The organism is Cupriavidus sp. F041, from assembly GCF_057814235.1.
Map to the genome: position 1 here is coordinate 2990431 of NZ_JBVASY010000001.1, position 23951 is coordinate 3014381.

The window sequence follows — 23951 nt, forward strand, 5'->3', positions numbered from 1 at the left end:
CATCAAAGACCAAGGAGACAACATGAACTTACGTAACCTAAAACAACTGGCAGGCGTGCTGGCCCTCGGCATGCTGGCGGCGCCGGCCCACGCGGACGGCGAGCGCATCGCGGTATTCACCAAGAACCAGACCAATCCGTTCTTCCAGGTGGTGCGCCAGGGCGCGGACGCGGCGGCCAAGAGCATGAACGCCCGCGTCACCCACTACATCCCCACCAAGCCGGACAGCATCCCGGAGCAGATGAGCCAGGTCGAAGACGTGATCGTCAAGAAGGCCGACGCCATCGTCTTCGTTCCGGTGGACTACAAGGCGATGGGGCCGGGCGTGAAGAAGATCAACGCGGCGAACATCCCGGTGGTCAACGTCACCGACAAGAGCGAGGTCGGCAACTTCGTCTCCTTCGTGGGTGCGAGCGACTACGACCTCGGCCTGAAGACCGCCACCCACCTGTTCAAGGCCATGGGCGGCAAAGGCAACGTCATCCTGCTCGAGGGCATCAAGGGCTCGCTGACCAATATCGATCGCGTCAGGGGCATGCAGGACGCGCTCAAGGCCTTCCCCAACGTCAAGCTGCTGGCGTCGCAGCCGGCCAACTACCAGCGCCTGCAGGCACTGCAGGTGATGGAAAACCTGATGCAGTCGTACCCGCAGATCGACGGTATCTTCGCCGCCAACGACGCCATGGCCATCGGCGCCATCGAGGCGCTGCAGGGCGCCAACCGCAAGGCGCTGGTGTCCGGCATCAACGGTACCCAGGAGGCGATCGACGCCATCAAGGCGGGTACCTTGCTCGCTACCGGTGACTACAATGGATTTGCCCAGGGCTGCCTGGGCACGATGGCGGCCATTCGCAAGCTGCGCGGCATGCCGGTCACCCAGAGCATCGTGCTGCCGGCCACGGTGGTGGACAAGACGAACTACCAATCGATCGATGTTCCGGTGAGCAAGCGCAGCTGCCCGCGCTGGGAAGACGCGGCCAAGGCCTGAGATTCACAGCCCCGGCGCCCGGACGATCGACAACCAGAGAACAGACATCATGCGCAATCTAGACGAAGAAACCATTACCCAGGCCGTGCTGGCGCGGCACGCCGATATGCCGGACGGGCGGCTCAAGGAGATCATGACCAGCCTGGTCCAGCATCTGCACGCCTTTGCCCGCGAGGTGCGGCTCACCGAGGCCGAATGGGCCGAAGGGATCAGGTTCCTGACCGAAATCGGCCATACCTGCACCGACAGCCGGCAGGAGTTCATCCTGCTGTCCGACACGCTGGGCCTGTCCACCCTGGTCACGGCGCAGAACCACAAGAAGCCGCGCGGCTGCACCGAGGCCACGGTGTTCGGTCCGTTCTACGTGGATGGTGCGCCGGAGTATGAACTGGGCGGCGATGTGGGCAACGGCATGACCGGCGAGCCGTGCTACGTCAGCGGCCAGGTCAGGAGCGTGACGGGCGAGGCGGTGCCCCATGCCAGGCTGGAAGTGTGGCAGGCGGATTCGGATGGCTTCTACGACGTGCAGCAGGCCGGGCGCGACGGCCACCAGGGGCGCGGCGCGCTGACCGCCGACGCCAACGGCGGCTTTCACTTCAAGTCGATCGTCGCCGAGTGCTATCCGATCCCGCACGACGGGCCGGTGGGGCGCATGCTCGACGCCATGGGCCGCCACCCGTGGCGCCCGGCCCACCTGCATTTCATGATCACCGCACCGGGCTACGAGACGCTCATCACCCATGTGTTCCGCGAGGGAGGCGAGTACCTGGATTCGGATGCGGTCTTCGGCGTGCGCAGTTCCCTGATCGGAGACTGGGTGCGGCATGAGCCCGGCATCGCGCCCGACGGCACGGCATCCGCCAGGCCGTTCTACACGCTGGACTTCGATTTCATCCTCAACCCGGCACCGTCGGCGCCGGCTTCAACGTCAACACGGAGGTAAGCCCGCATGCTGTTTGTATTCCATCTTCTCGACAAGCCCGGCACCGGCGAACTGCGCGCCCGGGTGCGCCCGGAGCACAAGGACTATCTCGGCGCCAGGGCGGGCAACATCGCCTTTGCGGGCCCGCTGCTGGGCGACGACGGCGCCACCATGGTCGGCAGCCTGCTGGTGATCGATTTTGCCTCGCGGGCGGAAGCGCAGGCGTGGCTGGAAGCCGAGCCGTTCACCAAGGCCGGTGTGTATGGGCAGTCGACCGTCCATGCCTTTGCCAACCTGTGGCCGCAGAAGGCCGGTTTTCCGCCGGCCTGAGATCCGGAAAGGAGGAGACGTGCCCATCGTCAAACACATCGTGATGTGGAACCTGCGCGGGGAAACCGAAGTTGACAAGCAGGACGGCGTGGCCCGGCTGAAGCTTGCCTTCGAAGGGCTGCGCGGCCGGATCCCGGGACTGCGCCACCTGGAGGTCGGCGTGGATGCCAGCAGGGTCAACTACGCCTGCGACGTGGTCCTGTACTCCGAGTTCGAGTCGCAATCGGCGCTGGAAGGCTACGCCAGCCATCCGGAGCACCTGCGCGTGAAGGCTGAGCTTGGCGACCTGCGCATTGCGCGGCACCAGGTGGACTACGAAGCGTCCGCGTGATGGCGCCGGGCGCGCGGTGACGGACGCGCCCGGCACGGGATGCCCGGCCGGGCGCAAGCGGGCGTGGTCCGTGTTTCAGCCTGTGGCGCGGCCGCCCCGGTTGGACATCAGCAGGCCCAGGATGATGCCGGCCCCGACCGCTATGCCCATCGAGCGCAGGGGTTGCTCCTTGACGTAAGCGGCGGTGTCTTCGGCGCGCTGGGAGAGTTGGTGGCGCACGTTATCGGAAATACCTTTCGCGGTGTCCCTGGTAGCGTTCATCTTGTTTAGGAACTCTTCCTTGGCCTGGTCCAGCGCAGCCCCCGACAAGGTGGGGATACGGCCAATCAGGTCATCGAGCTCCCGCTTCAGGCCGTAGGCTTCGGTCCGTGCGACCGTGCCGACCTGTTTGCCGGCGTCTTTAGCCGCGTCCATGACGTTTGTGGTTGCCGCGCCTACCTTGCCGGCGAAACCCGGCGAAACGTTTTGGGCGGGGAATTGGGTATTGCCTTGGGTTTCCATTCGTGGTTCTCCTGAGAGGGGGGCGTTCGGGGCGAGGGTGCCGCGTGCGCTGCACGCAGCGTGGACCTGGCGGCTCATCCGCCTGCGCGTCCTGGTTCGGCGCAAGCGAGGTCATCATGCCCGGCGCATGTTTCGTGCCATGTGCCAGCCTTGGTGACGCGGCGCGCGTGCCGCCGGCAAGGCCGGCGGGCAGCAATGCCGCCGGGCCGGCGCAAGGCATGGAAAATTACCGGCTTTGTAATTCTTCCCGTGACCCGGAGGCCGGAAAGGCGATGCCGCCGGCAACGCCGTCCTGGCATGTTCGTTGCGCGAACTACGGCACGACCCTTATCAGGAGACGAACATGAACGAACTCAATCGCAATGCACTCAATCGTGGCGTGGCCGCCGCCGGCCGTGGTGCGGCCATTGTCGGAGGTGGGATCGGCGACGGCCCCGGCCCGGACGTCATGGCGGCTTCGACGCTGGAAGGCGACAAAGTCTATTCCTCCGACGGAGAGCATGTCGGCAAGATCTCGGAGATCATGCTCGACGTACGTGGCGGCCGCATTGCCTACGCGGTGCTGACCAGCGGCGGGTTTCTCGGGATGGGTGACACGCTCCACGCCATTCCCTGGGGCGCGCTCACCCTGGACGCCGACGAGAAGTGTTTCCGCATCGGCGTGACCGCGCAACGGATCAAGGACGCGCCGGGCTTCGACAAGGACAACTGGCCGGCCATGGCCGACCCGAAGTGGGGCGCCACGCTGCACGAGTACTATGGGCGCGCGCCATACTGGATCGGGGAGGGTGGCCCGCTCTAAACACCGCGCATCAGGCGCCACGATACGTTCCTGTTTCCCTGCAAGCGTGCGTGGAATGCGCCCACCCCCGCCAGGCGCCGGGCATCATCCGCGGCAGCCTTGCCGCGTCCATGCGAGAATTCTCCCCGGCCAGCCGCAAAACCGGCGGGCACATGGATGAACGCCGGATGCCCGGCCGTTCAGGACAATAAATCTGCGCGCGATCGGCCGCTCTTCCAGAACGGCCGATCGCGACGTCAAGTGGAGACAGGAAAATCCCATGGGCATCACAGAACTTCTGGCGCAGCCGATTGGCAACCTGGCCGGCTGCGTCCGGCTGCACGCGGCCGAGCAACCCGGGCATGTTGCGGTGGTCGACGACCGCCGTTCGCTCACCTATGCCGAATTCGACGAACTGGTTGACCGCGTTGCCGCCGCATTGCAGCGTGACGGCCTGGAGCCCGGCGCTGCGCTTGCCGTGTGCGCGGCAGCTTCCGTCGAGTACGCGGCGATCCTGATCGGCGGCCTGCGCGCCGGGGTCGCGCTGGTGCCGCTCGCGCCGTCCTCCACGCCGGCCAGCCTGGCGGGCATGGTGCAGGATTCCGACGCACGGCTGCTCTTCGTCGATGCGGATGTCCTGCGCGAGATCGCGACGGTCAGGGACGGCATCCAGGCCCGCCTCGTCGGCCTGGGCGGCGCGCCCGCCGGGCTGTCCTTCGAAGCCTGGCTGGCGCCGCAAGGCAGCCGCCCGCAGGAGCATCCCGTCAGGCCGGAGCAAGTGTTCAACATCATCTACTCGTCGGGCACGACGGGGACGCCAAAAGGCATCGTGCACGGCCACGCCCTGCGCTGGAACCAGATTCGCCGTGTCCAGGAAAGCGGCGGCTACGGGCGTGAGGCGGTCACGCTGATCTCCACGCCGCTTTACTCCAACACCACGCTGGTGAGTTTCATCCCCACGCTGGCGCTGGGCGGCACCGCAGTACTGATGCCAAAGTTCGATGCGCAACGCTATCTCGAACTGGCGGCGCGGCATCGCGTCACGCACACCATGCTGGTGCCGGTGCAATACCAGCGCCTGATGGCCCGCGGCGATTTCGGCGAGTACGACCTGTCGGCATTCAAGATGAAGTTCTCCACCAGCGCGCCGCTTGCGGCCGCGCTGAAGGGCGAGATCCTCAAGCGCTGGCCGGGCGGCCTGGTGGAGTACTACGGCATGACCGAAGGCGGCGGCAGCTGCGTGCTGGCGGCGCACGAATTTCCCAACAAGCTCCATACCGTCGGCAAGCCGATGGAAGGGCACGACATCCGACTGATCGACGACAGCGGCGTCGAGGTTGCCGTGGGCGAGATCGGGGAGGTCGTCGGGCATTCCAACATCATCATGGCGGGGTATCACAAGCAACCGGAAAAGACCACGGCCGCGGAATGGCGCGACGCCACCGGCAAGCTCTTTATCCGCACCGGCGATGTCGGCCGCTTTGACGAAGATGGCTTCCTCACGCTGATGGACCGCAAGAAGGACATGATCATCAGCGGCGGCTTCAATATCTACCCCAGCGATCTCGAAGGCATTCTGCTGCAGCATCCCGAAGTGGTGGACTGCGCCGTGGTAGGGGTGCCGTCGCAGCGATGGGGGGAGACGCCGGTGGCGTTTGTGGTGCGTAGGGAAGGGGCCGGGGTGTCGGGGGAGGACTTGATGGGCTGGACTAATGGGCAGGTGGGCAAGACGCAGCGGCTTGCTGTGGTGGAGTTGGTTGAGGGGCTGCCGCGGAGTGCGATTGGGAAGGTGCTTAAGAGGGAGTTGAGGGATGGGTTTGGGGAGGGGCGGGGGTTGGAGTGAGGTTTTTTTTGGGGGGGGACGGTGGGGCTGTTATTAAGGGCTTAACGTCAAAGTCAAGACCCTAAAGTCAAAGGCAGTTTCACCACCCCTTCGGGGCGGCGACCTACTTTTTTGTCTTGCCAAAAAAGTAGGCAAAAAAGGCGTGCCGGGTACATCTACACGGGCTCGCTTCGCATCGCGCTGGGGTGTGGCCCGCCCTTGGGGGCGCTCCACACGGCTACACCGAATCGCTGATCTGGCGATATCGCGTATCGCCGAAATCTCTCGGCTCTTCGGACGCCAAACTCCCGGTCTCCGGTCTCCGGTCTCCGGTCTCCAGTCTCCAGTCTCCAGTCTCCAGTCTCCAGTCTCCAGTCTCCATGCGCCAACTGCCACTTGCTATCCGCTGGGTTGCTCCTTCGCCTGCGGAGGAGGGTGGCCATTTGCAGGAGCGAGCCTGCCAAACCATTGGTAGCCGTGCAGAGCGCCCTTTGGGGGCGGTCCACACCGGTGCGCGATGCGAAGCGAGCCCGTGTAGATATACCAGGTCGTATGGGGCGCTTTCTTTGCCTACTTTTTGGGCAAGACAAGAAAGTAGGTCGCTGCCCCGAAGGGGTGGTGAAACTGCCTTTGACTTTAGGGTTTTGACTTTGACGTTAAGCCCGTAAAGGCCCCTGCATAGCAACACACCAGCCCGCTCAGGCCGCAATCAGATACTTGCCGAGCAACTCAGTGACATCACAGTTGTGCCCCTCCCCACCACGATCCACCACCAGAAATCGCGCCCGCCCCCGCGTGACGATCAACGAGTGATGCCAGACGCCTCGCTTGTAGTTCACGCCTTGCCGGCCATTGGTGACAAAGGCGCGGATGGCCGACTCGTCGAGCTGGCCGCCGGCCGGCGCCACGACGACGAGGAAGGCGGTTTCGTCCAATGGCACGAAGGCCTGGCTGCCCAGCGGATGCCGTTCCATCGATGCGATGGCGAGCGGCAGGGAATAGGGCTGCGCGTCGAAGAAGTTGATCAGCGCACGGCCGTCCTGCGCGCCGACGTCGATCCCGGCGAGGTCGTGATAGCGCAGCGTCATGCCGCCATTGATCACCATCGGCGCGTGCCCTTCGCTTTCGATGACGTCGCCAAAGGGGGCGAAGCCAGCCGCGGTCAGCGGCTCGACCCGCAAGGGCACCGGCGCGTGGGCAGGTGTTGGGCGCATGATCGCCGTCTGGTCAGGAGCAGGCACGTTTTTCCTCTTGGTCAGGGGGATGAGGGAGCCGTGAAAGGCGGCTTTCTGAGCGGAGTTATCCAACTGGTATTACCAGTAGGGCTAGTATCGCGTTAGCCTGCCCTCGCGTCAAGGCGCCTTAAATTCCGGGTTTACGCTGCTTTTCCACAGCGCGATGCGGACGTATTCTTCGCCATCCATTAGAAATCATACTGGTAATACCAGTTGAGCGAAGTGCCACGCCACCCGAGGAGGAAACTGCTGTGTCCCTGACCACCGCCCCATCGCTAGCCCCCGAGCCGGCCGCCGCCAATGCGGCGGCGGCGCAGGAAAATGCCGTCTACCGCAAGGTCGCATGGCGCCTGTTGCCTTTCCTGATGCTTTGCTATGTCGTGGCCTACCTGGACCGCGTCAATGTGGGGTTTGCCAAGCTGCACATGCTTGGCGACCTGCGGTTCAGCGAGTCCGCCTACGGGCTGGGCGCCGGGCTGTTCTTCATCGGGTACTTCTTCTTCGAAGTGCCGAGCAATATCCTGATGCACCGGATCGGCGCCAAGGCCACCATCTCGCGCATCATGATCATGTGGAGCCTGATTTCGGCGGCGATGGTGTTCGTGCAGACCACCACGCAGTTCTATGTGCTGCGTTTCCTGCTTGGCGCGGCCGAGGCCGGCTTCTATCCCGGCATGATCCTGTACCTGACCTACTGGTTTCCGTCGCACCGCCGCGCCCGCATGGTGGCGTTGTTCATGTGCGCCATCCCGGTCTCGGGCATTTTCGGCGGCCCGCTCTCGGGGTTCATCATGGAGTCGATGCAGGGCGTCGCGGGGCTGCGCGGCTGGCAGTGGATGTTCCTGATCGAAGCGCTGCCTTCCTTGCTGGTCGGCTTCGCCGTGCTGGCCTATCTCGATAACAACATCCGTTCGGCAGGCTGGCTGACGCAATCCGAGAAGGAACTGCTGGAGCGCAATATCGCCAGCGAGAACGCGGCGAAGGGTGGCCATATGACCATGCGGCAGCTTTTTTCGGACAGCCGCATCATCAAGATGGCCTGCATCTGCTTCTGCACGGTGATGGGGCAGTACGGGCTGACCTTCTGGCTGCCGTCGCTGATCCGGCAGTCCGGCGTGACCGGCGCGCTGAATATCGGCTTGCTGACCGCCATCCCGTTTTCCGTCGCGGTGTGTTCGATGATCCTGGTCAGCCGCAGCTCCGACCGCATGCGCGAACGCCGCTGGCACCTGATCGTGCCATTCTGCTGCGGCGCCGCCGGGCTGGCGCTGAGCGCGGTCTTCAGCGACAACGTGGCGCTGTCGCTCGCGGCCCTGGCGCTAGCGGCCGGTGGCAGCCTGGCCACGTCGCCGCTGTTCTGGAGCCTGCCCACCGCGCTGTTGTCCGGCGCAGGGGCCGCTGCCGGTATCGCCATGATCAACTCGTTCGCCAACCTGGCCGGCTTCGTCAGCCCGTACATGATCGGGCTGATCAAGGATGCGACGCAGAGCACCAACCTGGCGATGTTCGTGCTGGCCGGCGTGCTGCTCTGTGGCGCGGCGCTCACCTATACCGTCCCTGCGCGGATGGTGAACAAGTAAGGTATGGCATGGCCCGGTCCATGCCATGCCGTTGGCCACAGATCTTTGCGCAGGCATCGGCGAGCTGGCAGATCGAGCATTTGCGCGGCGCAATGGCTACGGTCTGCATGGCGCAGGCGGCGCCGCGCCATCGCAAGACGAACCGGCAGCGCGATCAGAAGCCCGGAGCCGGATTTTCCGGAATCTGGTTGCGCAGGCTCAGGTTCATCACGTTCCAGCCGCGAATCGCTGCAATGGCGTAGGAGAGTTCGGCGATCTCGTTCTCGCTGAAATGCTCGCGCAATTCGGGATAGACCGCATCCGTGTCGTCGCGGTGCGGCAGCGCGTTGACGGCTTCCGCCCAGGCCAGCGCGGCGCGCTCGCGAGTGCTGAAGAACGGCGCCTCGCGCCAGCCGGCGATGGCATTCAGGTGGCGCGGTTCCGCGCCCTGCTTGATCAGGTCGCGCCAATGCATGTCGATGCAGACGCCGCAGCCATTGATCTGCGAGACGCGCAGGTTCACCATCTCCACCAGGCGGGGCCCTAGCGAGCTTTGCTTGACGGAGGCGGAGAAATTGATCATCGCCTTCAGGTTGGCCGGGGCGAGTTGGAAAAAGTTGATACGTGCAGCAGTCATGATTTTTGCCTTTCGATCCGTTTCGTCGGGTCTGGCAGGCGCCCTGCGCGCCTGCCATGACCGTAAGACGGCGGCGGGAACCGGCTTGTGACAGCCGCTGCAGTTTTTTTTGCTTTATATCTTCTCCGGTTTTCTTCGCGCCCGGTGTCGCCCCTGCGCGGTGCCAGTCGTTCGCCTGGATGTCACAAAACGCGTTGCCGGAACGTCTGGGGGTGATCTTCTCGCATATGACTTATGGATTCCGTCGAACCTTTCACCGCACTGAAGCCCCGTCTTTTCGGGATTGCCTATCGCATGCTGGGTACCCGTTCCGACGCCGAGGACGTGGTCCAGGACGCCTGGCTGCGCTGGCACGACACCGACCAGGCCGAGTTGCGCTCGGCGGAAGCGTGGCTGGTCACGGTCACGACGCGGCTCGCGATCGACCGCCTGCGCTCGCGCAAGAGCGAGCAGGAGAAATACATCGGCTGGTGGCTCCCTGAGCCGCTCGTCGAGTCGCATGAGGACACGCCGGAGGCGGCGGCGGAGTTGGCAAGCGAAGTGTCGGTGGCATTCCTTTTGGTGCTGGAACGCCTCTCGCCCGACGAGCGGGCGGCGTTCCTGCTACGGCAGGCATTCGATCTGGACTATGAGGAAATCGCTTCGATCCTCGGCAAGACCGAAACGGCCTGCCGCCAGATCGTACACCGCGCCGGTGAACGCGTGCGGGAAGGCCGCCCGCGCTACGACGTATCGCCACAGGAGCATCGCGAACTGCTGACCCGCTTCATGCAGGCCGCAAGCACCGGCGACCGGACCGCCATGAAGACGATGCTCAGCCCGGATGCCGAGCTGATCAGCGACGGTGGCGGCAAGGTGCCGTCGTTCGGGCGCATCCTGCGCGGCGCCGCGCGTATCGCCGGTGTCTTCTGGTCGCTCGGGCACGCCGCGCCAGGCAAGGTACGCTACCGGCTGGCCCGGATCAACGGCATGCCCGGGCTCCTTCGCTATGTGGACGGCAAGATCGAGTCGGCGCAGTCCTTCACCATCGAGGCGGGCCGCATCACCGCTGTCTACGTCGTGCGCAATCCCGACAAGCTTTCCGCGGTGCCGCCGCTGTAGGCTGTCACGGAGCAGGGGGAGGCGATGCGCAATCTTGCGAAAACAGGGTAGTTACTGCCTTTGGCTATCAGCCTTTTGGTCTTTGATCCTGACGTCAGGCGGTTGTGCTTGCAGTTAGATCTCCCGGTAGCGGTCGAGTACAATTTGCCGTCGATCCGGCGCCAGCGCTGGCGCCCGCGGCAATTTCCCTTGTCCTTTGCCATCAACACCATCCAGCGCAGGAGTTTCCATCACCGCCATGGTCACAGCCACCGCCATCTCCGCCAACGCCGCGACCCTCATCCGCGAGTGGATCGAAGGCGGCAAGTATCCGGCCGGCTCGCTGTTGCCCTCCCAACGCGACCTGGCCGAGCAACTCGGCATCAGCCGCACCTCGCTGCGGGAGGCGCTGTCCACCCTGCAGGGCCTGGGGCTGGTGGTCTCGCGACCCGGTAAAGGCGTGTATGTGGCCGCCGATGCCGCCGACGGCGCCCCGCCGCAGTGGCGTTTCTCGAAATCGCATTCGCTGACCGATATCTACCAGCTGCGCTTCGCGCTGGAAAGCTTCACCGTGGGGCTGGCCGCGGCGGCGCTGTTGCCGGAAGATATCGGCGCCCTGCGCGAGAACGCCGAAGCCATGCGCGCGTGCATCGATGCGTCCGACTTCACCCAGGCCGCCCGGCTGGATTTCGATTTCCACATGCGCATCATTGCCATCGCCGGCAACCGCGCGATTGCCGATATCCTGCGCAACAGCACCGATGTCATGCAGGAAAGCCAGCGCCTGCCGTTCTACCAGCGCGGCAGCCGCCACGCCACCTACACCGAGCATTGCGCCATCATCGACGCCCTGGCGGCGGGCGACGCCAGCCTCGCGCAGCGCGCCATGTCCGATCACATCGTGCGGGCCGCCCAGCGCGCCGGCGTGCATTTTCCCGCGGGTAGCCGGGCGGATGGCGGGATGGTGCCGGAGCAGCGTCCCGCCTGAATGCGACTGGAGGGCGGCATCTGGTAATTCCCCTAAAGTTTCTCCGCGCGTAGCCGTTACCTAGACGACGAGGCAGGCGAAGTCTACTAAAAAGGGGAGATGCAGCAATGATGGCACTGGCTAACCTGAGCACCCGCATGCGCCTTGGCGCTGGTTTCGCGGTGGTGTTGATATTGATGGCGGCGGCGATCGCGATGGGGCTCAATGCCCTGCCGGACGCGGCGGCCGGGAATGTCGGGCAGGTCCCCGACTCCGTCCGCGCCTGGATGTTCGGGCTCTGGCTAACCGCGCTGCTGTTTGGCGCCGCCTGTACCCACGGCATTGCGCGCAGCATCGAGCAACCGCTGGGCGAGGCCGTCTATATCGCCGAAACCGTGGCCTCCGGCGACCTCAGTAAGGAATTCGAAACCGAGCGCCAGGGCGAGTTCGGCCGTCTGCTGCGCGGCATGGGCGAGATGGAAGACATGCTTACCGACCTGGTGAGCCGGATCAAGGAGTCGACGGATTCGATCACGGACGCCTCGAAGCAGATCGCGGCCGGCAACACCGATCTGTCCCAGCGCACCGAGGAACAGGCCGCGGCGCTGCAGGAAACCGCGTCGAGCATGGGCGAGCTGACCGCCATGGTCAAACAGAATACCGAGCGCGCGCACGCGGCCAATGAACTGGCGGCCAATGCCTCGGATATCGCGCAACGAGGCGGCACCGTGGTCGGCGAGGTGGTGGACACCATGCAGGCGATCAGCGCCAGCTCCAAGAAGGTGGTCGACATCATCGATGTGATCGAAGGCATCGCGTTCCAGACCAATATCCTGGCGCTCAACGCCGCCGTGGAAGCGGCGCGCGCGGGCGAGCAGGGGCGCGGCTTTGCGGTGGTGGCGGGCGAGGTACGTACCCTGGCGCAGCGCAGCGCCGCGGCGGCCAAGGAAATCCGCGGGCTGATCGGCGACTCCGCGGAGCAGGTGCGCAACGGCTCGGCGCGGGTGGAGCACGCAGGCCAGACGATGCGCGAGATCGTGACGGCCTCCCGGCAGGTCACCACCATCCTTGGCGAGATCGCGGTGGCGTCGGGGCAGCAGAGCGATGGCATCGAACAGGTCAATCAAGCCGTGATGCAAATGGACGCGGTGACGCAGCAGAACGCCGCGCTGGTGGAGCAGGCCGCTGCTGCCTCGTCGGCCCTGGCGGACCAGGCCCACCAGTTGCAGGCCGCGGTGGACGAGTTCAAGCTGGACGCCACGCCAGACGACATGGCACCCGCGCAAGCCCGTTTTGCCGGCGCGCTGCGGGGCGCACACGCGTAGGCAGGGCCGTTGTAGCGTTTGCTGCGCGTGGGGCGGGGGTGCGGGGCATGTTCGTGTCTTCCCGCCGCTACCCGCCGCTACCCGCCGCTTTCCGCAGCCTTCCGCCACGCTCCGATAATGACGCCTCAGGCGTCATTTTTTGTGATGCCGGCGCTCCTTTGCGTTTCCATCCCGGCAGAAATTTTTACATTCCCAGCAGGTATTTCCCCGCTCTGCTTTCCCGCAACCCTTCTCCAGCCTGTCCCTGCAAGCCTGCGCACGCCTGGCGGGCGCCGGTTCCGGCGCTTGCCGTCCCCATCCGCCCCTATAGCCACTATCCTTAATCCGGGCATTGATGTTGCGGGCCCCTATTTCGCGACACACCGATCGCGTGGGCTGCCCGTGGCATCGCCCGGTAGGAGATGACCTGTCAGGGCCATTGCGGCCAATAAAAAGGAGTGCTCAATGAAGAAAACCATGAGAAGCAGACTGCTGCCGGGCGTATTGCTTGCCGGCGGGTTCCTGGTCTCGGCCTCTTGTTTTGCGCAGCCGGCCTCCGGCACCGGCAGTGGGTATCAATACCAGTCGCCGTCATCCAAGGATGCGAGCATGGCTCCGGCTGGCAACAATACGCGCAGCGTGCCGGGCCAATGGAAAAAGGGCGACAAGCTTCCCGCCGAGTACCGCGATCGTCAATATGTGGTGGATGACTGGCGTCAGTACAACTTGGCGCAGCCAACCAAAGGCCGTCACTGGGTCGGGGTGGGCGCGAACTTCTACCTCGTTGCGCCCAATGGCTCGATCGTCGAGGTAGGCGGGGGCAGCTAGGGTGTTTCTGCCGGCGTTTTTGCCCGCTTGACCCAGGGCATCCGCGCAGGGCGCATGCGCCACCGATCCTCGGCGTTCATGACTACGCGCAATGTCCATGTAATCGCCGTCGTCTAAACTCTATCGGGATACAGGCCAGGAGCCGGCCAGGACGGCGGCTCCTGGTGCGTGCCATGCGAGCCTCGAGCCAACGTGTCTGACACTTTGTTTCCTTGCTGTGATGTGGCTGCGTCCGGGCCGGTATCCGGCGCACGCCTTCATGGGTGCGCCGATGGTTGGGGCCGGTGCCTGGCGTTGTTGCGCGCGGCGCGGGCCCCGCCCAGTTTGTCCCCCACAAAAAGGATAGAAAGATGTCAACTCGTCGTCATTTCCTGAAAGGCATTCCCATTATTGCGGCCGCAGGCGCCCTGGGTGTTTCCCTGGCGTCCCGGGCCCAGGGCGGCGGCCCGATGGTCGATGAAAAAGACCCGCAGGCGGTCGGCCTTGGCTACAAGGCGGATACCACCAAAGTCGATAAAGCCAAATACCCCAAGCATGACGCCACCCAGCACTGCGGCAACTGCCAGCTCTTCCAGGGCAAGGCGACCGATGCCAGTGGCGGCTGCCCGCTCTTCGCGGGCAAGCAGGTTGCCACCAAAGGCTGGTGCAGCGCTTGGGTAAAGAAGGCTTGATAGCGGCCTGATACGGTGAAAGCGGCGGGCGCGCGGTCTGGGTGCGTCCGCCGCTTTCTTTTATCCAGGCGTGCGTTTGGCTGTCCGGTCTAGCGTACATCCAGGCGATCTTTCGCGCGGCTGTTCAAGCGTCCATTTAGCCGTCGATTGGCCACTTGGGGCGGCGCGCGCGGCGGCGATAGGGCAGTGCGCGCAGGTTGAGCGATACCGAGCCCGGTGCGTCCGCATAGATGACATGGAGCGCGATCCGCGAGAACGCGGTGTGGAAGTGCTGCGCGGACTTGACCACGATCAGCGTCTTGTCCTCCAGCCGGCAGCCAAGCTGCGTGAACACATCGGTATCCAGCGCCTGGGCGCGCAGCGTGATCAGCACGATCTCAATGCCGTCCGCTTCCACCAGCGCCGCGCCAGCGCAAGCGGCCCGCGCTGAAGGACGTCGCGCGCTATCCGGTCGCGCTGATGGCGCCTGGCTTCGGTTTGCGCCAGTTGATCGAGCTGGCGGAGCTTTCCGAGAATATCGTCCTGACCCCGAGTTTTGTCGCCAACTCGATCCTGACGCTCAAGCGTTACGTCGAGTGCCGCCTCGGGCTGACCTTCACGTCGGCCAACTCGGTGGTGAAGGAAGTCGCCAAAGGCGAACTGGTTGCGTTGCGTACCACCAATCAGGGCCAACCGGCCACTGACCAGCGCGGCGCGCGGCATGCTCGAACGCATCGAAGCATCGCCGTTATTCAACGGCGGCAGGTAGCGGCACTGGTCGCAGCGCTCTCGATGCCGCTTGACGGGGGCTGGTGTTGCCGCCCCCGCAAGCACACATCAGTGCGTCGCCTCGACCCGCTGTTCCGCCTGCCGCCCAAGGCGCAGGCTGTGATCGTGCAAGGTGGCTTTCATGCGCCTCAAGGAAGCGGTCAGGGCGGTGCGTTCCTCGGTGCTGAACGGCGCCACCGATACCGAGTGCAGTGCTTTCATGCCGCTCCACACACGCTCTACCCTGGGTACGGCGCCCGCGGGGATGAAGGGCTGGCCGGCGGGATCGAATTCGATCCAGCGATCCGCGTGCAATGTGTGCAGGAGGCTTTCCGACTGTGGAGCGGAAATCAGCATTGCGCCAAGACAGGGCTCGTGGCGAACGAACTCGTCCTGACGGATCGCGCGGAGCAAGATCCATTTGGAATAGTCGAGTCCTACATCGGAGAGAGTCTGGTCCAGCACACGCTGCCACTCGCGCACGCTGTCCATCAAGGCAAGAAGTACTGATTCGGTCGGTTCCAGAGCCCTGGGCCTCATTAATGTTGTCTCCTGTTTCGAGCTTGCCGCCAAACCAGGGGCCGGTGCGTGGCCGGCCCGGACGGCACAGGGATGTGGCGGGCGAGGCCCGCCTTGCTTACCTGCGGACCAGACAGTAGCAAACAACGGCGCCGATCGCGAGATGCCCGCTCCGGAAGGAAGCTCAAAGAGTGCGCTTCATGCCGCAAACCAAGGGAAAGTCCCAAGTGGATTGCTGGCTGCGGGATGCCGCAGCGCCCGCGCCGCAAACGCGGTGGGCGATCCGGCCTGCGTTGCCTATGTCAGGCCATTCCCCGGGCCTATCACAGTTCGATGACAAGATTGGGATCGAAGCGCGGATTCTCGAGCTTGCCTTCGCGCGCATAGCCCCGGGGGTTGCACACCACGCGGGTCGCGCCCACCTTGTAGTCGAAGCTGTCGTGGGTATGGCCGTGCACCCAGAGGTCCGGCTGCCAGGCCAGGATCTCCCGGCTCAGGTCGGAGACGAAGCTGGCATTGAGGTGCGAGCCGGCGAACTTGGGGCTGATGCTCAGCGGCGATGGCGCGAAGTGGGTGATGACGACTGTCTTGCCGTCGTGGCCGGCCTGGAACCGCTCGTCCAGCCAGGCTACCGAATCCCTGAAGAGGGCTTGCGACGTGGCAGGCGTGAAGCGCTCCTCGAAATCCGGCGCCACGCGGATGCGGGAGAAGTCCCGCATCAGGGACTGGGCGTCGCGCAGGCCATCCTCGCGCTGCTGCGCCGAGGCGAACAGGCGATAGTCGGACCACAACGTACAACCCAGGAAGCGCACGCCGCGGTCGTGCCATTCGGTACGTTCCAGCACCTGCACGCTCGTGCCGGCCGCGCCTGCGCGCAGGGTGTCCATGGTGGAGGCCAGGTCGCTGCCGTAGAACTCATGGTTGCCCGCCACATACAGCGTCGGCAGGCGCGCGGCGGCGGCCCACGCCATGGCTTCCCTGGGCCGCCAGATATCGCCGGCCAGTATCATCACGTCAACATCGGGGTTCGGAAAGTCCATCGGATAAACCGAGAGATGCAGGTCCGAAACCAATCCTATCTTCATAAGTCGCTCCTTTGCAGAATGGGACAATACCGCTAATCCACTATTCCACTTATTCCACTATTCGACTACTGGCGGGCATTGCCTGCAATCGGTAAATTTTCCTGGACAGAGAGTAATGCAAGCAAGCGATTCGCGAGAGGTTCCCGCGCTGGCCGGCACCGTTGGCCGGTATTGCGAAACCACGCCCCGGCCCGAACTGCAGGCGCATTTCCAGTGTGTATGGGCCAGCGCCTTGCCGGCCGGTCACGCCGGGGCGGTCGCCGTGGTGCCGGACGGCTGCGTGGATCTGCTCTGGCGCGACGGCCGGCTGCTTGTTGTCGGGCCGGACATCACGGCGGCCAGGCCAGACCTGGCGCCGGGCGCGACGGTGCTGGGTGCACGCTTCCAGCCTGGCGCCGCGCCGCACTGGCTGGGCCTGGCTCTGTCGGACATTGTGGGTTGCGAGGTCGGCCTTACCGACCTGTGGGGCCGGCGCGCGCTTGAATTTACCGGGCGGATGGCCGAGGTCGGCACGCAACGTGCCGAGGTATTCCAGAGCCAGCTGGCGAATCTGGCGCCGCGCATCGCCACCCCGAGCCGCGAGGCGGCAGCCATCTTTTCCCTGGTGCAGGCCAATGCCGGCGCGGCGGGCGAGACCATTCCGCTGCTGTTGCGCCGGCTGGGCCTCAGCGAACGTACGCTCAGGCGCCGCGGCATCGAGCATTTCGGCTATGGCGCAAAGACCCTTGAGCGGATCCTGCGGTTCCAGCGCGCGCTGACGCTGGCCCGGGCATCGGCGGATGGCGGCCTGGCCGCGCTCGCCGCGGACGCGGGCTACGCCGATCAAGCCCACCTGAGCCGGGAAATCCAGTCGCTGTGCGGCATGACCGCGACGGCCCTGTTGCGCCAGCTGCGGGTTTGAGTGGCCGTTTTATTCAAGCTTTTTGGCTGTGCCTAGGCGATCATGGCGCCCATCAATCCAACATCCGACATCAAGGAGTCGCCATGGGAACCAGAGGCCAGGACCGTCAGATCGACAATATCGAATTTAACGTCAGCGACATTGCCCGTTCCAAGGCGTTCTACGGCGGAGTCTTTGGCTGGACCTTCACCGACTACGGCCCTACCTATTGCGAATTCAGCGATGGCCGGCTGACCGGCGGCTTCACCACCGGCGAAGAGGTCCGTCCCGGCGGACCGCTTGTAATCCTCTATGCCGACGACCTGGCCGAGACCCAGCGCCGCGTGGAAGCTGCCGGCGCCACCGTGGTCAGGCCGGTGTTCTCGTTCCCGGGCGGCCGGCGTTTCCACTTCCGGGACCCGGACGGCTATGAACTGGCGGTGTGGTCCGTGGCATAGGCTTGGCCGGCACTTGAAAGCTGGCGGCGGGCGCGCCGCCAGCAGATGTTCGCGTTTTCCCGTATTGTGTTGGCTTGCCATGGTTTTCGCCGTTTTTTCGCCGTTTTTCCCCATTTCGCGCGCATTAACCATGCTCCATGTATCAGACAATAGCGAGTAGCTTGTAGCGGCAGGGCGGTGGCGCATCGGCGCGGTCCGGCCGCGGCGGTAACCGGTGAAGACAGTGTCGAACATTACGGATTCCAATCCCCCAGCCCGTGCCGCGGATGCGGCCATGACGCCGCTTGAACGCCGCGGCATGGCTGCCATCCTGGTGGCAGTCTCCCTCGCCACGCTCGATACGGCGATCGCCAACACAGCACTACCGGCCATCGCGGCCGACCTGCACGCGACGCCCGCGGCATCCGTGTGGGTCATCAATGCCTACCAGCTTGCCATGGTGGCCACGCTGCTGCCCTTCGCCGCGCTCGGCGGCATCGTCGGGCACCGGCGCGTGTACCTGGGCGGACTGATCCTGTTTATCGCCGCTTCGGTGGTCTGCGCGCTGTCCTGGTCGCTGCCGACGCTGGCCGCCGCCCGGCTGCTGCAGGGCGTCGGCGCGAGCGCCATCATGAGCGTGAACGCGGCACTGATCAGCGCGATCTTTCCGCCGCACCGGCTGGGGCGAGGGGTCGGGCTGAATGCGCTGGTGGTTGGCGTGTCGTTCGCGGTCGGGCCCACGGTGGCGTCGATCATCCTTTCGCTCGGACCCTGGCCGTGGCTGTTCGCCGTGAACCTGCCCATCGGCCTGCTGGCGCTATATATCGCATGGCCCGCGCTGCCGCAGACGGTGCGCGGCGCGCATCGTTTCGACCGTGTCGCGGCGGGGCTGAACGTGGTGATGTTCGCCTCGCTGATCTTTGCGCTGGGGGAGGGCGCGCAGCGCGCGCCGCTGCATCAGTCGCTGGCGGCGGTGGCCCTGTTCCTCGTGGCGTTCGTGCTGCTGCTGCGCCGCGAGCGCGGCCATCCCGCGCCGATGCTGCCGATCGACTTGCTCAAGCGCCCCATGTTTGCGCTGTCGACCATGACCGCGATCTTCTCGTTCGCAGCACAGGGGCTGGCCTTTGTATCGCTGCCGTTCTATTTCGAGAGCGTGCTCGGGCGCAGCCCGATCGAGACCGGATTCCTGATGACACCGTGGTCAGCGGTCGTCGCGCTGATGGCGCCGCTGGCGGGCCGGCTGTCGGACCGCTATCCGCCGGGTTTGCTCGGCGGCGTCGGGCTGGCCGTCATGTGCATGGGCATGGCGTCGCTGGCCTTGCTGCCGGCGCATCCCAGCGCGCTGGATATCGGCATCCGCATGGCCATCTGCGGCGCGGGCTTTGGCTTCTTCCAGTCGCCGAATCTCAAGGCGCTGATGTCGAGCGCGCCGCGCTCGCGCAGCGGCGGCGCCAGCGGCGTGATCGCGACCGCGCGCCTGCTCGGCCAGGCCACCGGCGCGGCGCTGGTAGCGCTGAGCTTCGGCATCGCGGGACGCCACGGGCCCACGCTGGCGCTCGGGATCGGCGCTGGCTTCGCCGGCGTGGCCAGCATTGCCAGCGGTCTGCGGCTGATCACGCGGGATACCGGCGCGGCTGCCATGCAGCCGTCCGGAGAGTGACCGGCCCCCCGTAGCCACCGGGGCCGGCCACGATGACGGCCGGCTCAGAAGCCCACCGGCGCGTGGGGCACGTAGGGGGCTTCCAGCGCGGCGACCTCGGCGCCGGTCAACCCGAGCGACAGCGCTCCGACGGCATCCTTGATATGGTTCGGCTTCGACGCGCCCAGGATCGGCGACGTGATCCCCGGCTTCTGCGCCAGCCACGCCATTGCTACCTGCGCCGGCGGTACGCCGCGCGCCTGCGCAATGGCGTGCACCTGCTCCACTACCTTGCGGTCCGCCTCCTCGGTATGGCGATAGAGCGACCTGCCGAACGCGTCGCTCTCCTCGCGGGCGCTGCCGGCCTGCCACGGCCGCGTCAGGCGGCCGCGCGCCAGCGGGCTCCACGGCATCACCGCGATGCCCTCGGCGGCGCACAGCGGCAGCATTTCGCGTTCTTCCTCGCGGTTCAGCAGGTTGACGTGGTCCTGCATGCTGACGAACTGCGTCCAGCCATGCAGGCGCGAGGTGTAGATCGCCTTGGAGAACTGCCAGGCATACATGGACGAAGCGCCGATATACCGCGCCTTGCCGGCCTTGACTATGTCATGCAGCGCTTCGAGGGTTTCTTCGATGGGCGTATGCGGGTCCCAGCGGTGGATCTGGTACAGGTCGACATAGTCGGTTCCCAGCCGGCGCAGGCTGTTGTCGATCTCCGCCAGGATGGCGCGGCGCGACAGGCCCGCCCCGTTCGGGCCGGGACGCATGCGGCCATGCACCTTGGTGGCGATCACCACGTCGTCGCGGCTGGAGAAGTCCTTCAGCGCACGGCCGACGATTTCCTCCGAGGTGCCGTCGGAATACACGTTGGCCGTATCGAAGAAGTTGATGCCGGCTTCCAGTGCTTGCCGGATCAACGGGCGGCTGGCTTCCTCGCCAAGCGTCCAGGGGTGGTTGCCGCGCTCCGGCACGCCATAGGTCATGCAACCCAGGCACAACCGCGATACCTTCAGTCCCGTCGAGCCAAACCTCACATAGTCCATCTCGTATCTCCTCCGATGTCATCGATACCGGCCGACGGCAGCGGGCCTTCGGCGCACTCCGGCATGGTATGCGAATTCCGGCAAGGACGACGGCGCGGCTTCGTGCCCGGCGTGGTACTGACCCCGGGAACTTGCAGGACAGGCAAGTTTTCGTTAGCGGGTAGTCGACTGATCGCGCAAATACGCCTTCGCTTCGGCTTCGGTCTCATAGACATAGGGCGCGAGCCCGCGTCGGGCGAGGGTGTCACCGAGCTTGGCGCGCATAAAGGCGCTGGTGGTGAAGCGGGTCACACCAATATAGTAGCGTTGCACCATTTCCTCGATCATTTCGACATAGGCGTCTTCCACACTGCGGTCGAGTACGAATCCTTCGTAGTTGACCACGGTGTAAACCTTGTGGCCTAGCGGCTCGCAGATGCGGCAAACCTGCGTGCGGATCGCTGCTATGTCTTCCGGGCGCTTCACCTCAAGTTGCTCGAAGTTCAGGAACAGGATGTTCTTCGCACCATCGTAGTTGAGCCGTGCTTCCAGCGGCAGGCGCAGGACGTCCGCGCGCAGTCCCATTGGCTCGGGGCGGAAGAGCCGTTCGTCCATCGGCACCGGTGAGCGCACGATCGGTGCGAAGTCCATCTTGGCGAGAATGTCGCGTTCCAGATCGACGCCGGGTGCAATCTCGATGAGTTCCATGCCTTGCGCGCTCAGCTCGAACACGCAACGCTCGGTGATATAGAGGACCGGCTTGAGGGCCGCGGCCGCGTAGTGTCCGGAAAACGTGCGATGCTCGACTTCCTGGACGAACTTCTTTGCCTTGCCATCGCGGTGGATCTGGAGCTTGCCGTCGATGACCAGGATCTCGCTGCCGCCTGCCATGAAGGTGCCAACAAACACGACCTTCTTTGCATTCTGACTGATGTTGATAAAGCCGCCGGCGCCGGCCAGGCGCGGCCCGAACTTGGATACGTTCAGGTTGCCCATGCGATCGGCCTGCGCCAGGCCAAGGAAGGCGATGTCGAGTCCGCCGCCGTCGTAGAAGTCGAACTGGTAGGGCTGGTCGATGATCGCGTGCGGATTGGTCGCCGCCCCGAAGTTCAACCCTCCGGCGGGGATACCGCCGATGACGCCGGGCTCCGTGGTGAGCGTCACGAGGTCGAGGATCCTTTCCTCGTTGGCGACGCCGGCGACACCCTCGGGCATGCCGATGCCGAGATTCACCACGCTATTGGGCTTGAGTTCCATCGCCGCGCGCCTGGCGATCACCTTGCGCTCGCTCATCGGCATCGGCGCCACGCTGCTCGCCGGCACCCGGATTTCGCCTGAGAACGCTGGGCTGTACGGCGTGGCGAATGTCTGCTGATGGTTTTCGGGTTGCGCCAGGACCACGCAGTCCACCAGCACGCCGGGGATCTTTACCTCGCGCGGCTTGAGCGAGCCTCTTTCGGCGATGCGCTCCACCTGTACGATCACCAGGCCGCCGCAGTTGTGCGCGGCCATGGCGATCGCGAGGGCTTCCAGCGTCAGGGCCTCGCGCTCCATGGTGATGTTGCCGTCCGGATCGGCGGTGGTGCCGCGCACAATCGCGACGTTGATCGGGAAGGCCTTGTAGAAGAGATACTCTTGATCGCCGATACGCATCAGCTCGACCAGATCCTCGGTGGTGCGTTCGTTCAACTTGCCGCCGCCAAAGCGCGGATCGACAAAGGTGCCCAGTCCGACCCGCGAGAGGTGGCCGGGCTTTCCGGCCGCGATATCGCGGAACAAATGGGTGATCACACCCTGTGGCAGGTTGTAGGCTTCGATCTGGTTGCCGATCGCGAGCTGCTGGAGCTTCGGCACCAGGCCCCAGTGTCCGCCGATCACGCGCTTCACCAGTCCAGGCAGCGCGAGATGGTTCAAGCCCCGTTCCTTGCCGTCTCCCTGCCCGGCGGCGTAGACCAAGGTCAGGTTGCCGGGCTTTGCGAGGCTGACTGGCGCGTCGTCATCCTGCGCCAGGCAGAGTTCCTGGATGGCGATGGCGATTTCTTCTGCAAAGCCGATGCCGACGAAGCCGCCGGTCGCCACCGTATCGCCGTCGCGGATCAGGCGTACGGCTTCGCGCACGGAGACTAGTTTTCCGTTCTCGCGCGAATGGATGGCTGGCAATGGACCATTCGTGCTTGCTTGCGTGCTCATTTTCTCACCTTGTCCTTGGCGGGAATATCAGTTCTTGCAGCCGTTTCAATAGAGACCAGTCAGGTAGTAGAAGGCAATCACGAAGAACACCGCCAGCGTCTTGATGCAGGTGACCGCGAATATGTCGCCGTAGGACTGGCGGTGCGTCAGTCCCGACACCGCAAGCAGCGTGATCACGGCGCCGTTGTGCGGCAATGTGTCCATGCCGCCGCTGGCCATCGAGGCGATGCGGTGGAAGACTTCGAGGGGGATGTTGGCGGCATGCGCTGCGGCGATGAACTGGTCGGCCATGGCGGCGAGCGCGATGCTCATGCCGCCGGAGGCCGAGCCTGTGATGCCGGCCAGCGTGGTAACCGTAATCGCTTCGTTGATCAGCGGGTTCGGAATTGCCTTGAGCGCGTCGGCAACTACCAGGAAACCGGGCAGACCTGCGATCACCGCGCCGAAGCCATATTCCGAAGCGGTGTTCATCGAGGCCAGCAGCGAGCCACCCACCGCCGCCTTGGAACCCTCGGCGAACTTCTGGCTCACCGGCTTGAAGGCGAACACCAGCACCGTCAGGATACCCACCAGCAGCGCCCCTTCGACCGCCCAGATGGCGGCCACCTTGGACACCTCGGTGGTGACCGGCTTGGTGGCGCCAGCGAGCGTGAACTCGTGGGTCTTGCCATAAAAACGAGGGATTAGCTCGGTGAATCCCTTGTTCAGTACGCCGACCAGGACAAGCGGGAGAATGGCGATCCAGGGATTAGCCAGCTTGCCATGCTCGAACGCTTCGGGTTCGTTGCTATGGCCCTCGCCATAACCTTCGCCGCTGACCGCGGCCTGGCGCCGGCGCCAATTGAGGTAGCCCAGGCCTACCACCAGGATGAAGATGGTGCCGACCACGCCCAGCCAAGGCGCAGCCCAGGTGTTGGTATTAAAGAAGGTGGTCGGGATGATGTTCTGGATCTGCGGCGTCCCCGGCAGCGAGTCCATGGTGAAGGTGAAGGCGCCCAGCGCGATCGTCCCGGGGATCAGCCGCTTGGGGATACCGCCTTGGCGAAACATTTCGGCAGCGAATGGGTAGACCGCGAAAACCACGACGAACAGCGATACGCCGCCGTAGGTCAGCACCGCGCACACCACCACGATAGACAGCATGGTCCGCTCGCGCCCCACCAAGGCGATCACCGAAGATACGATGGATTTGGAGAAACCGGACAGCTCGATCACCTTGCCGAACACCGCACCCAGCAAGAAGACCGGAAAGTAGAGCTTGACGAAGCCGACCATCTTGTCCATGAAGACGCTTGTGAACATCGGCGGCACTAGTGTCGGGTCGGTCAGGAGCACCGCGCCGAGCGCGGCGACCGGCGCGAACAGGATCACGCTGAAGCCGCGGTAGGCGACAAACATCAGAAAGAAGAGGGCGGCCAGGACGATCAGGAAGCTCAGCACGTTGTTCTCCATTTCGATGTCGGGTCCGGCGCGACG

Annotated in this window: 23 protein-coding genes and 1 pseudogene; 16 read left to right on the top strand and 8 right to left on the bottom strand. The window is 64.8% G+C overall.

Annotated features, from left to right (window positions below):
• Positions 1 to 22 precede the first annotated feature (22 nt).
• Genes ACZY0R_RS13690 through ACZY0R_RS13705 form a run of 4 tightly spaced genes read left to right on the top strand, consistent with a single transcriptional unit; the run spans position 23 to position 2571 of the window.
• Positions 23 to 988: a sugar ABC transporter substrate-binding protein gene (locus tag ACZY0R_RS13690; RefSeq protein WP_156177013.1), complete on the top strand. Its 966-nt coding sequence runs from the start codon at positions 23 to 25 to the stop codon at positions 986 to 988.
• Between the two features lie 49 nt (positions 989 to 1037).
• A complete protein-coding gene (locus ACZY0R_RS13695; protein WP_488858907.1) occupies positions 1038 to 1931 on the top strand; it encodes an intradiol ring-cleavage dioxygenase in 894 nt (297 codons plus the stop codon).
• Between the two features lie 6 nt (positions 1932 to 1937).
• Entirely contained in the window at positions 1938 to 2240 is a 303-nt protein-coding gene (locus ACZY0R_RS13700; RefSeq protein WP_488858908.1) for a YciI family protein, read from the top strand.
• A 19-nt stretch (positions 2241 to 2259) separates the two neighbouring features.
• Positions 2260 to 2571 (top strand): Dabb family protein, encoded by a 312-nt coding sequence (locus tag ACZY0R_RS13705; RefSeq protein ID WP_045236571.1) that lies wholly within the window; start codon positions 2260 to 2262, stop codon positions 2569 to 2571.
• A 75-nt stretch (positions 2572 to 2646) separates the two neighbouring features.
• Here ACZY0R_RS13705 and ACZY0R_RS13710 read toward each other — a convergent pair whose 3' ends face one another.
• Positions 2647 to 3072: an ElaB/YgaM/YqjD family protein gene (locus tag ACZY0R_RS13710; protein WP_488858909.1), complete on the bottom strand. Its 426-nt coding sequence runs from the start codon at positions 3070 to 3072 to the stop codon at positions 2647 to 2649.
• Between the two features lie 343 nt (positions 3073 to 3415).
• Here ACZY0R_RS13710 and ACZY0R_RS13715 point away from each other — a divergent pair, with 343 nt between their 5' ends.
• On the top strand, positions 3416 to 3874 hold the full coding sequence (locus ACZY0R_RS13715; RefSeq protein ID WP_488858910.1) for a PRC-barrel domain-containing protein: 459 nt from the start codon (positions 3416 to 3418) through the stop codon (positions 3872 to 3874).
• Positions 3875 to 4133: 259 nt separating this feature from the next.
• Entirely contained in the window at positions 4134 to 5696 is a 1563-nt protein-coding gene (locus ACZY0R_RS13720) for a class I adenylate-forming enzyme family protein (RefSeq protein WP_488858911.1), read from the top strand.
• Positions 5697 to 6373: 677 nt separating this feature from the next.
• Here ACZY0R_RS13720 and ACZY0R_RS13725 read toward each other — a convergent pair.
• Positions 6374 to 6889, bottom strand: coding sequence for an ureidoglycolate lyase (locus tag ACZY0R_RS13725; protein WP_488859687.1), 516 nt, complete (start codon positions 6887 to 6889; stop codon positions 6374 to 6376).
• Between the two features lie 278 nt (positions 6890 to 7167).
• Between ACZY0R_RS13725 and ACZY0R_RS13730 the strand changes: the two genes are divergently transcribed.
• A complete protein-coding gene (locus ACZY0R_RS13730) occupies positions 7168 to 8490 on the top strand; it encodes an MFS transporter (RefSeq protein ID WP_488859689.1) in 1323 nt (440 codons plus the stop codon).
• A gap of 154 nt (positions 8491 to 8644) precedes the next feature.
• Here ACZY0R_RS13730 and ACZY0R_RS13735 read toward each other — a convergent pair whose 3' ends face one another.
• A complete protein-coding gene (locus ACZY0R_RS13735) occupies positions 8645 to 9109 on the bottom strand; it encodes a carboxymuconolactone decarboxylase family protein (protein WP_276285998.1) in 465 nt (154 codons plus the stop codon).
• 231 nt (positions 9110 to 9340) lie between these two features.
• Here ACZY0R_RS13735 and ACZY0R_RS13740 point away from each other — a divergent pair, with 231 nt between their 5' ends.
• The 5 genes from ACZY0R_RS13740 to ACZY0R_RS13760 all read left to right on the top strand — a co-directional run bounded on the left by ACZY0R_RS13740 (position 9341) and on the right by ACZY0R_RS13760 (position 13956).
• Positions 9341 to 10207, top strand: a complete 867-nt coding sequence (locus tag ACZY0R_RS13740; RefSeq protein WP_488858912.1) for an RNA polymerase sigma-70 factor — start codon at positions 9341 to 9343, stop codon at positions 10205 to 10207.
• Positions 10208 to 10445: 238 nt separating this feature from the next.
• Positions 10446 to 11174, top strand: coding sequence for a FadR/GntR family transcriptional regulator (locus ACZY0R_RS13745; RefSeq protein ID WP_488858913.1), 729 nt, complete (start codon positions 10446 to 10448; stop codon positions 11172 to 11174).
• A gap of 107 nt (positions 11175 to 11281) precedes the next feature.
• On the top strand, positions 11282 to 12478 hold the full coding sequence (locus ACZY0R_RS13750; protein ID WP_488858914.1) for a methyl-accepting chemotaxis protein: 1197 nt from the start codon (positions 11282 to 11284) through the stop codon (positions 12476 to 12478).
• Between the two features lie 444 nt (positions 12479 to 12922).
• Positions 12923 to 13285: an RcnB family protein gene (locus tag ACZY0R_RS13755; protein ID WP_488858915.1), complete on the top strand. Its 363-nt coding sequence runs from the start codon at positions 12923 to 12925 to the stop codon at positions 13283 to 13285.
• Positions 13286 to 13635: 350 nt separating this feature from the next.
• A complete protein-coding gene (locus ACZY0R_RS13760; RefSeq protein WP_035860975.1) occupies positions 13636 to 13956 on the top strand; it encodes a high-potential iron-sulfur protein in 321 nt (106 codons plus the stop codon).
• A 136-nt stretch (positions 13957 to 14092) separates the two neighbouring features.
• Here ACZY0R_RS13760 and ACZY0R_RS13765 read toward each other — a convergent pair.
• Positions 14093 to 14362, bottom strand: a pseudogene (locus ACZY0R_RS13765) (MlrC C-terminal domain-containing protein); the annotation flags it as partial.
• A 53-nt stretch (positions 14363 to 14415) separates the two neighbouring features.
• Here ACZY0R_RS13765 and ACZY0R_RS13770 point away from each other — a divergent pair.
• A complete protein-coding gene (locus tag ACZY0R_RS13770) occupies positions 14416 to 15213 on the top strand; it encodes a hypothetical protein (protein WP_488858916.1) in 798 nt (265 codons plus the stop codon).
• Between the two features lie 332 nt (positions 15214 to 15545).
• On the opposite strand, the gene ACZY0R_RS13775 is transcribed toward ACZY0R_RS13770, so the two are convergent.
• Positions 15546 to 16307 (bottom strand): metallophosphoesterase, encoded by a 762-nt coding sequence (locus tag ACZY0R_RS13775; RefSeq protein WP_488858917.1) that lies wholly within the window; start codon positions 16305 to 16307, stop codon positions 15546 to 15548.
• 115 nt (positions 16308 to 16422) lie between these two features.
• Here ACZY0R_RS13775 and ACZY0R_RS13780 point away from each other — a divergent pair, with 115 nt between their 5' ends.
• The 3 genes from ACZY0R_RS13780 (at position 16423) to ACZY0R_RS13790 (ending at position 19284) form a co-directional block, all read left to right on the top strand.
• Positions 16423 to 17208, top strand: a complete 786-nt coding sequence (locus tag ACZY0R_RS13780) for a DUF6597 domain-containing transcriptional factor (protein WP_488858918.1) — start codon at positions 16423 to 16425, stop codon at positions 17206 to 17208.
• An 83-nt stretch (positions 17209 to 17291) separates the two neighbouring features.
• Positions 17292 to 17645, top strand: coding sequence for a VOC family protein (locus tag ACZY0R_RS13785; protein ID WP_447434471.1), 354 nt, complete (start codon positions 17292 to 17294; stop codon positions 17643 to 17645).
• Positions 17646 to 17919: 274 nt separating this feature from the next.
• Positions 17920 to 19284, top strand: a complete 1365-nt coding sequence (locus ACZY0R_RS13790; RefSeq protein ID WP_488858919.1) for an MFS transporter — start codon at positions 17920 to 17922, stop codon at positions 19282 to 19284.
• A gap of 44 nt (positions 19285 to 19328) precedes the next feature.
• Here the strand turns inward: ACZY0R_RS13790 and ACZY0R_RS13795 are convergent, their stop codons facing one another.
• The 3 genes from ACZY0R_RS13795 to ACZY0R_RS13805 form a co-directional block, all read right to left on the bottom strand.
• Positions 19329 to 20306: an aldo/keto reductase gene (locus ACZY0R_RS13795; RefSeq protein WP_488858920.1), complete on the bottom strand. Its 978-nt coding sequence runs from the start codon at positions 20304 to 20306 to the stop codon at positions 19329 to 19331.
• Positions 20307 to 20459: 153 nt separating this feature from the next.
• The gene (locus tag ACZY0R_RS13800) at positions 20460 to 22475 is read right to left on the bottom strand and encodes an acyl CoA:acetate/3-ketoacid CoA transferase (RefSeq protein ID WP_488858921.1); all 2016 of its coding nucleotides are present in this window, start codon (positions 22473 to 22475) and stop codon (positions 20460 to 20462) included.
• Positions 22476 to 22520: 45 nt separating this feature from the next.
• Positions 22521 to 23912, bottom strand: coding sequence for a GntP family permease (locus ACZY0R_RS13805; RefSeq protein ID WP_488859691.1), 1392 nt, complete (start codon positions 23910 to 23912; stop codon positions 22521 to 22523).
• Positions 23913 to 23951 lie beyond the last annotated feature (39 nt).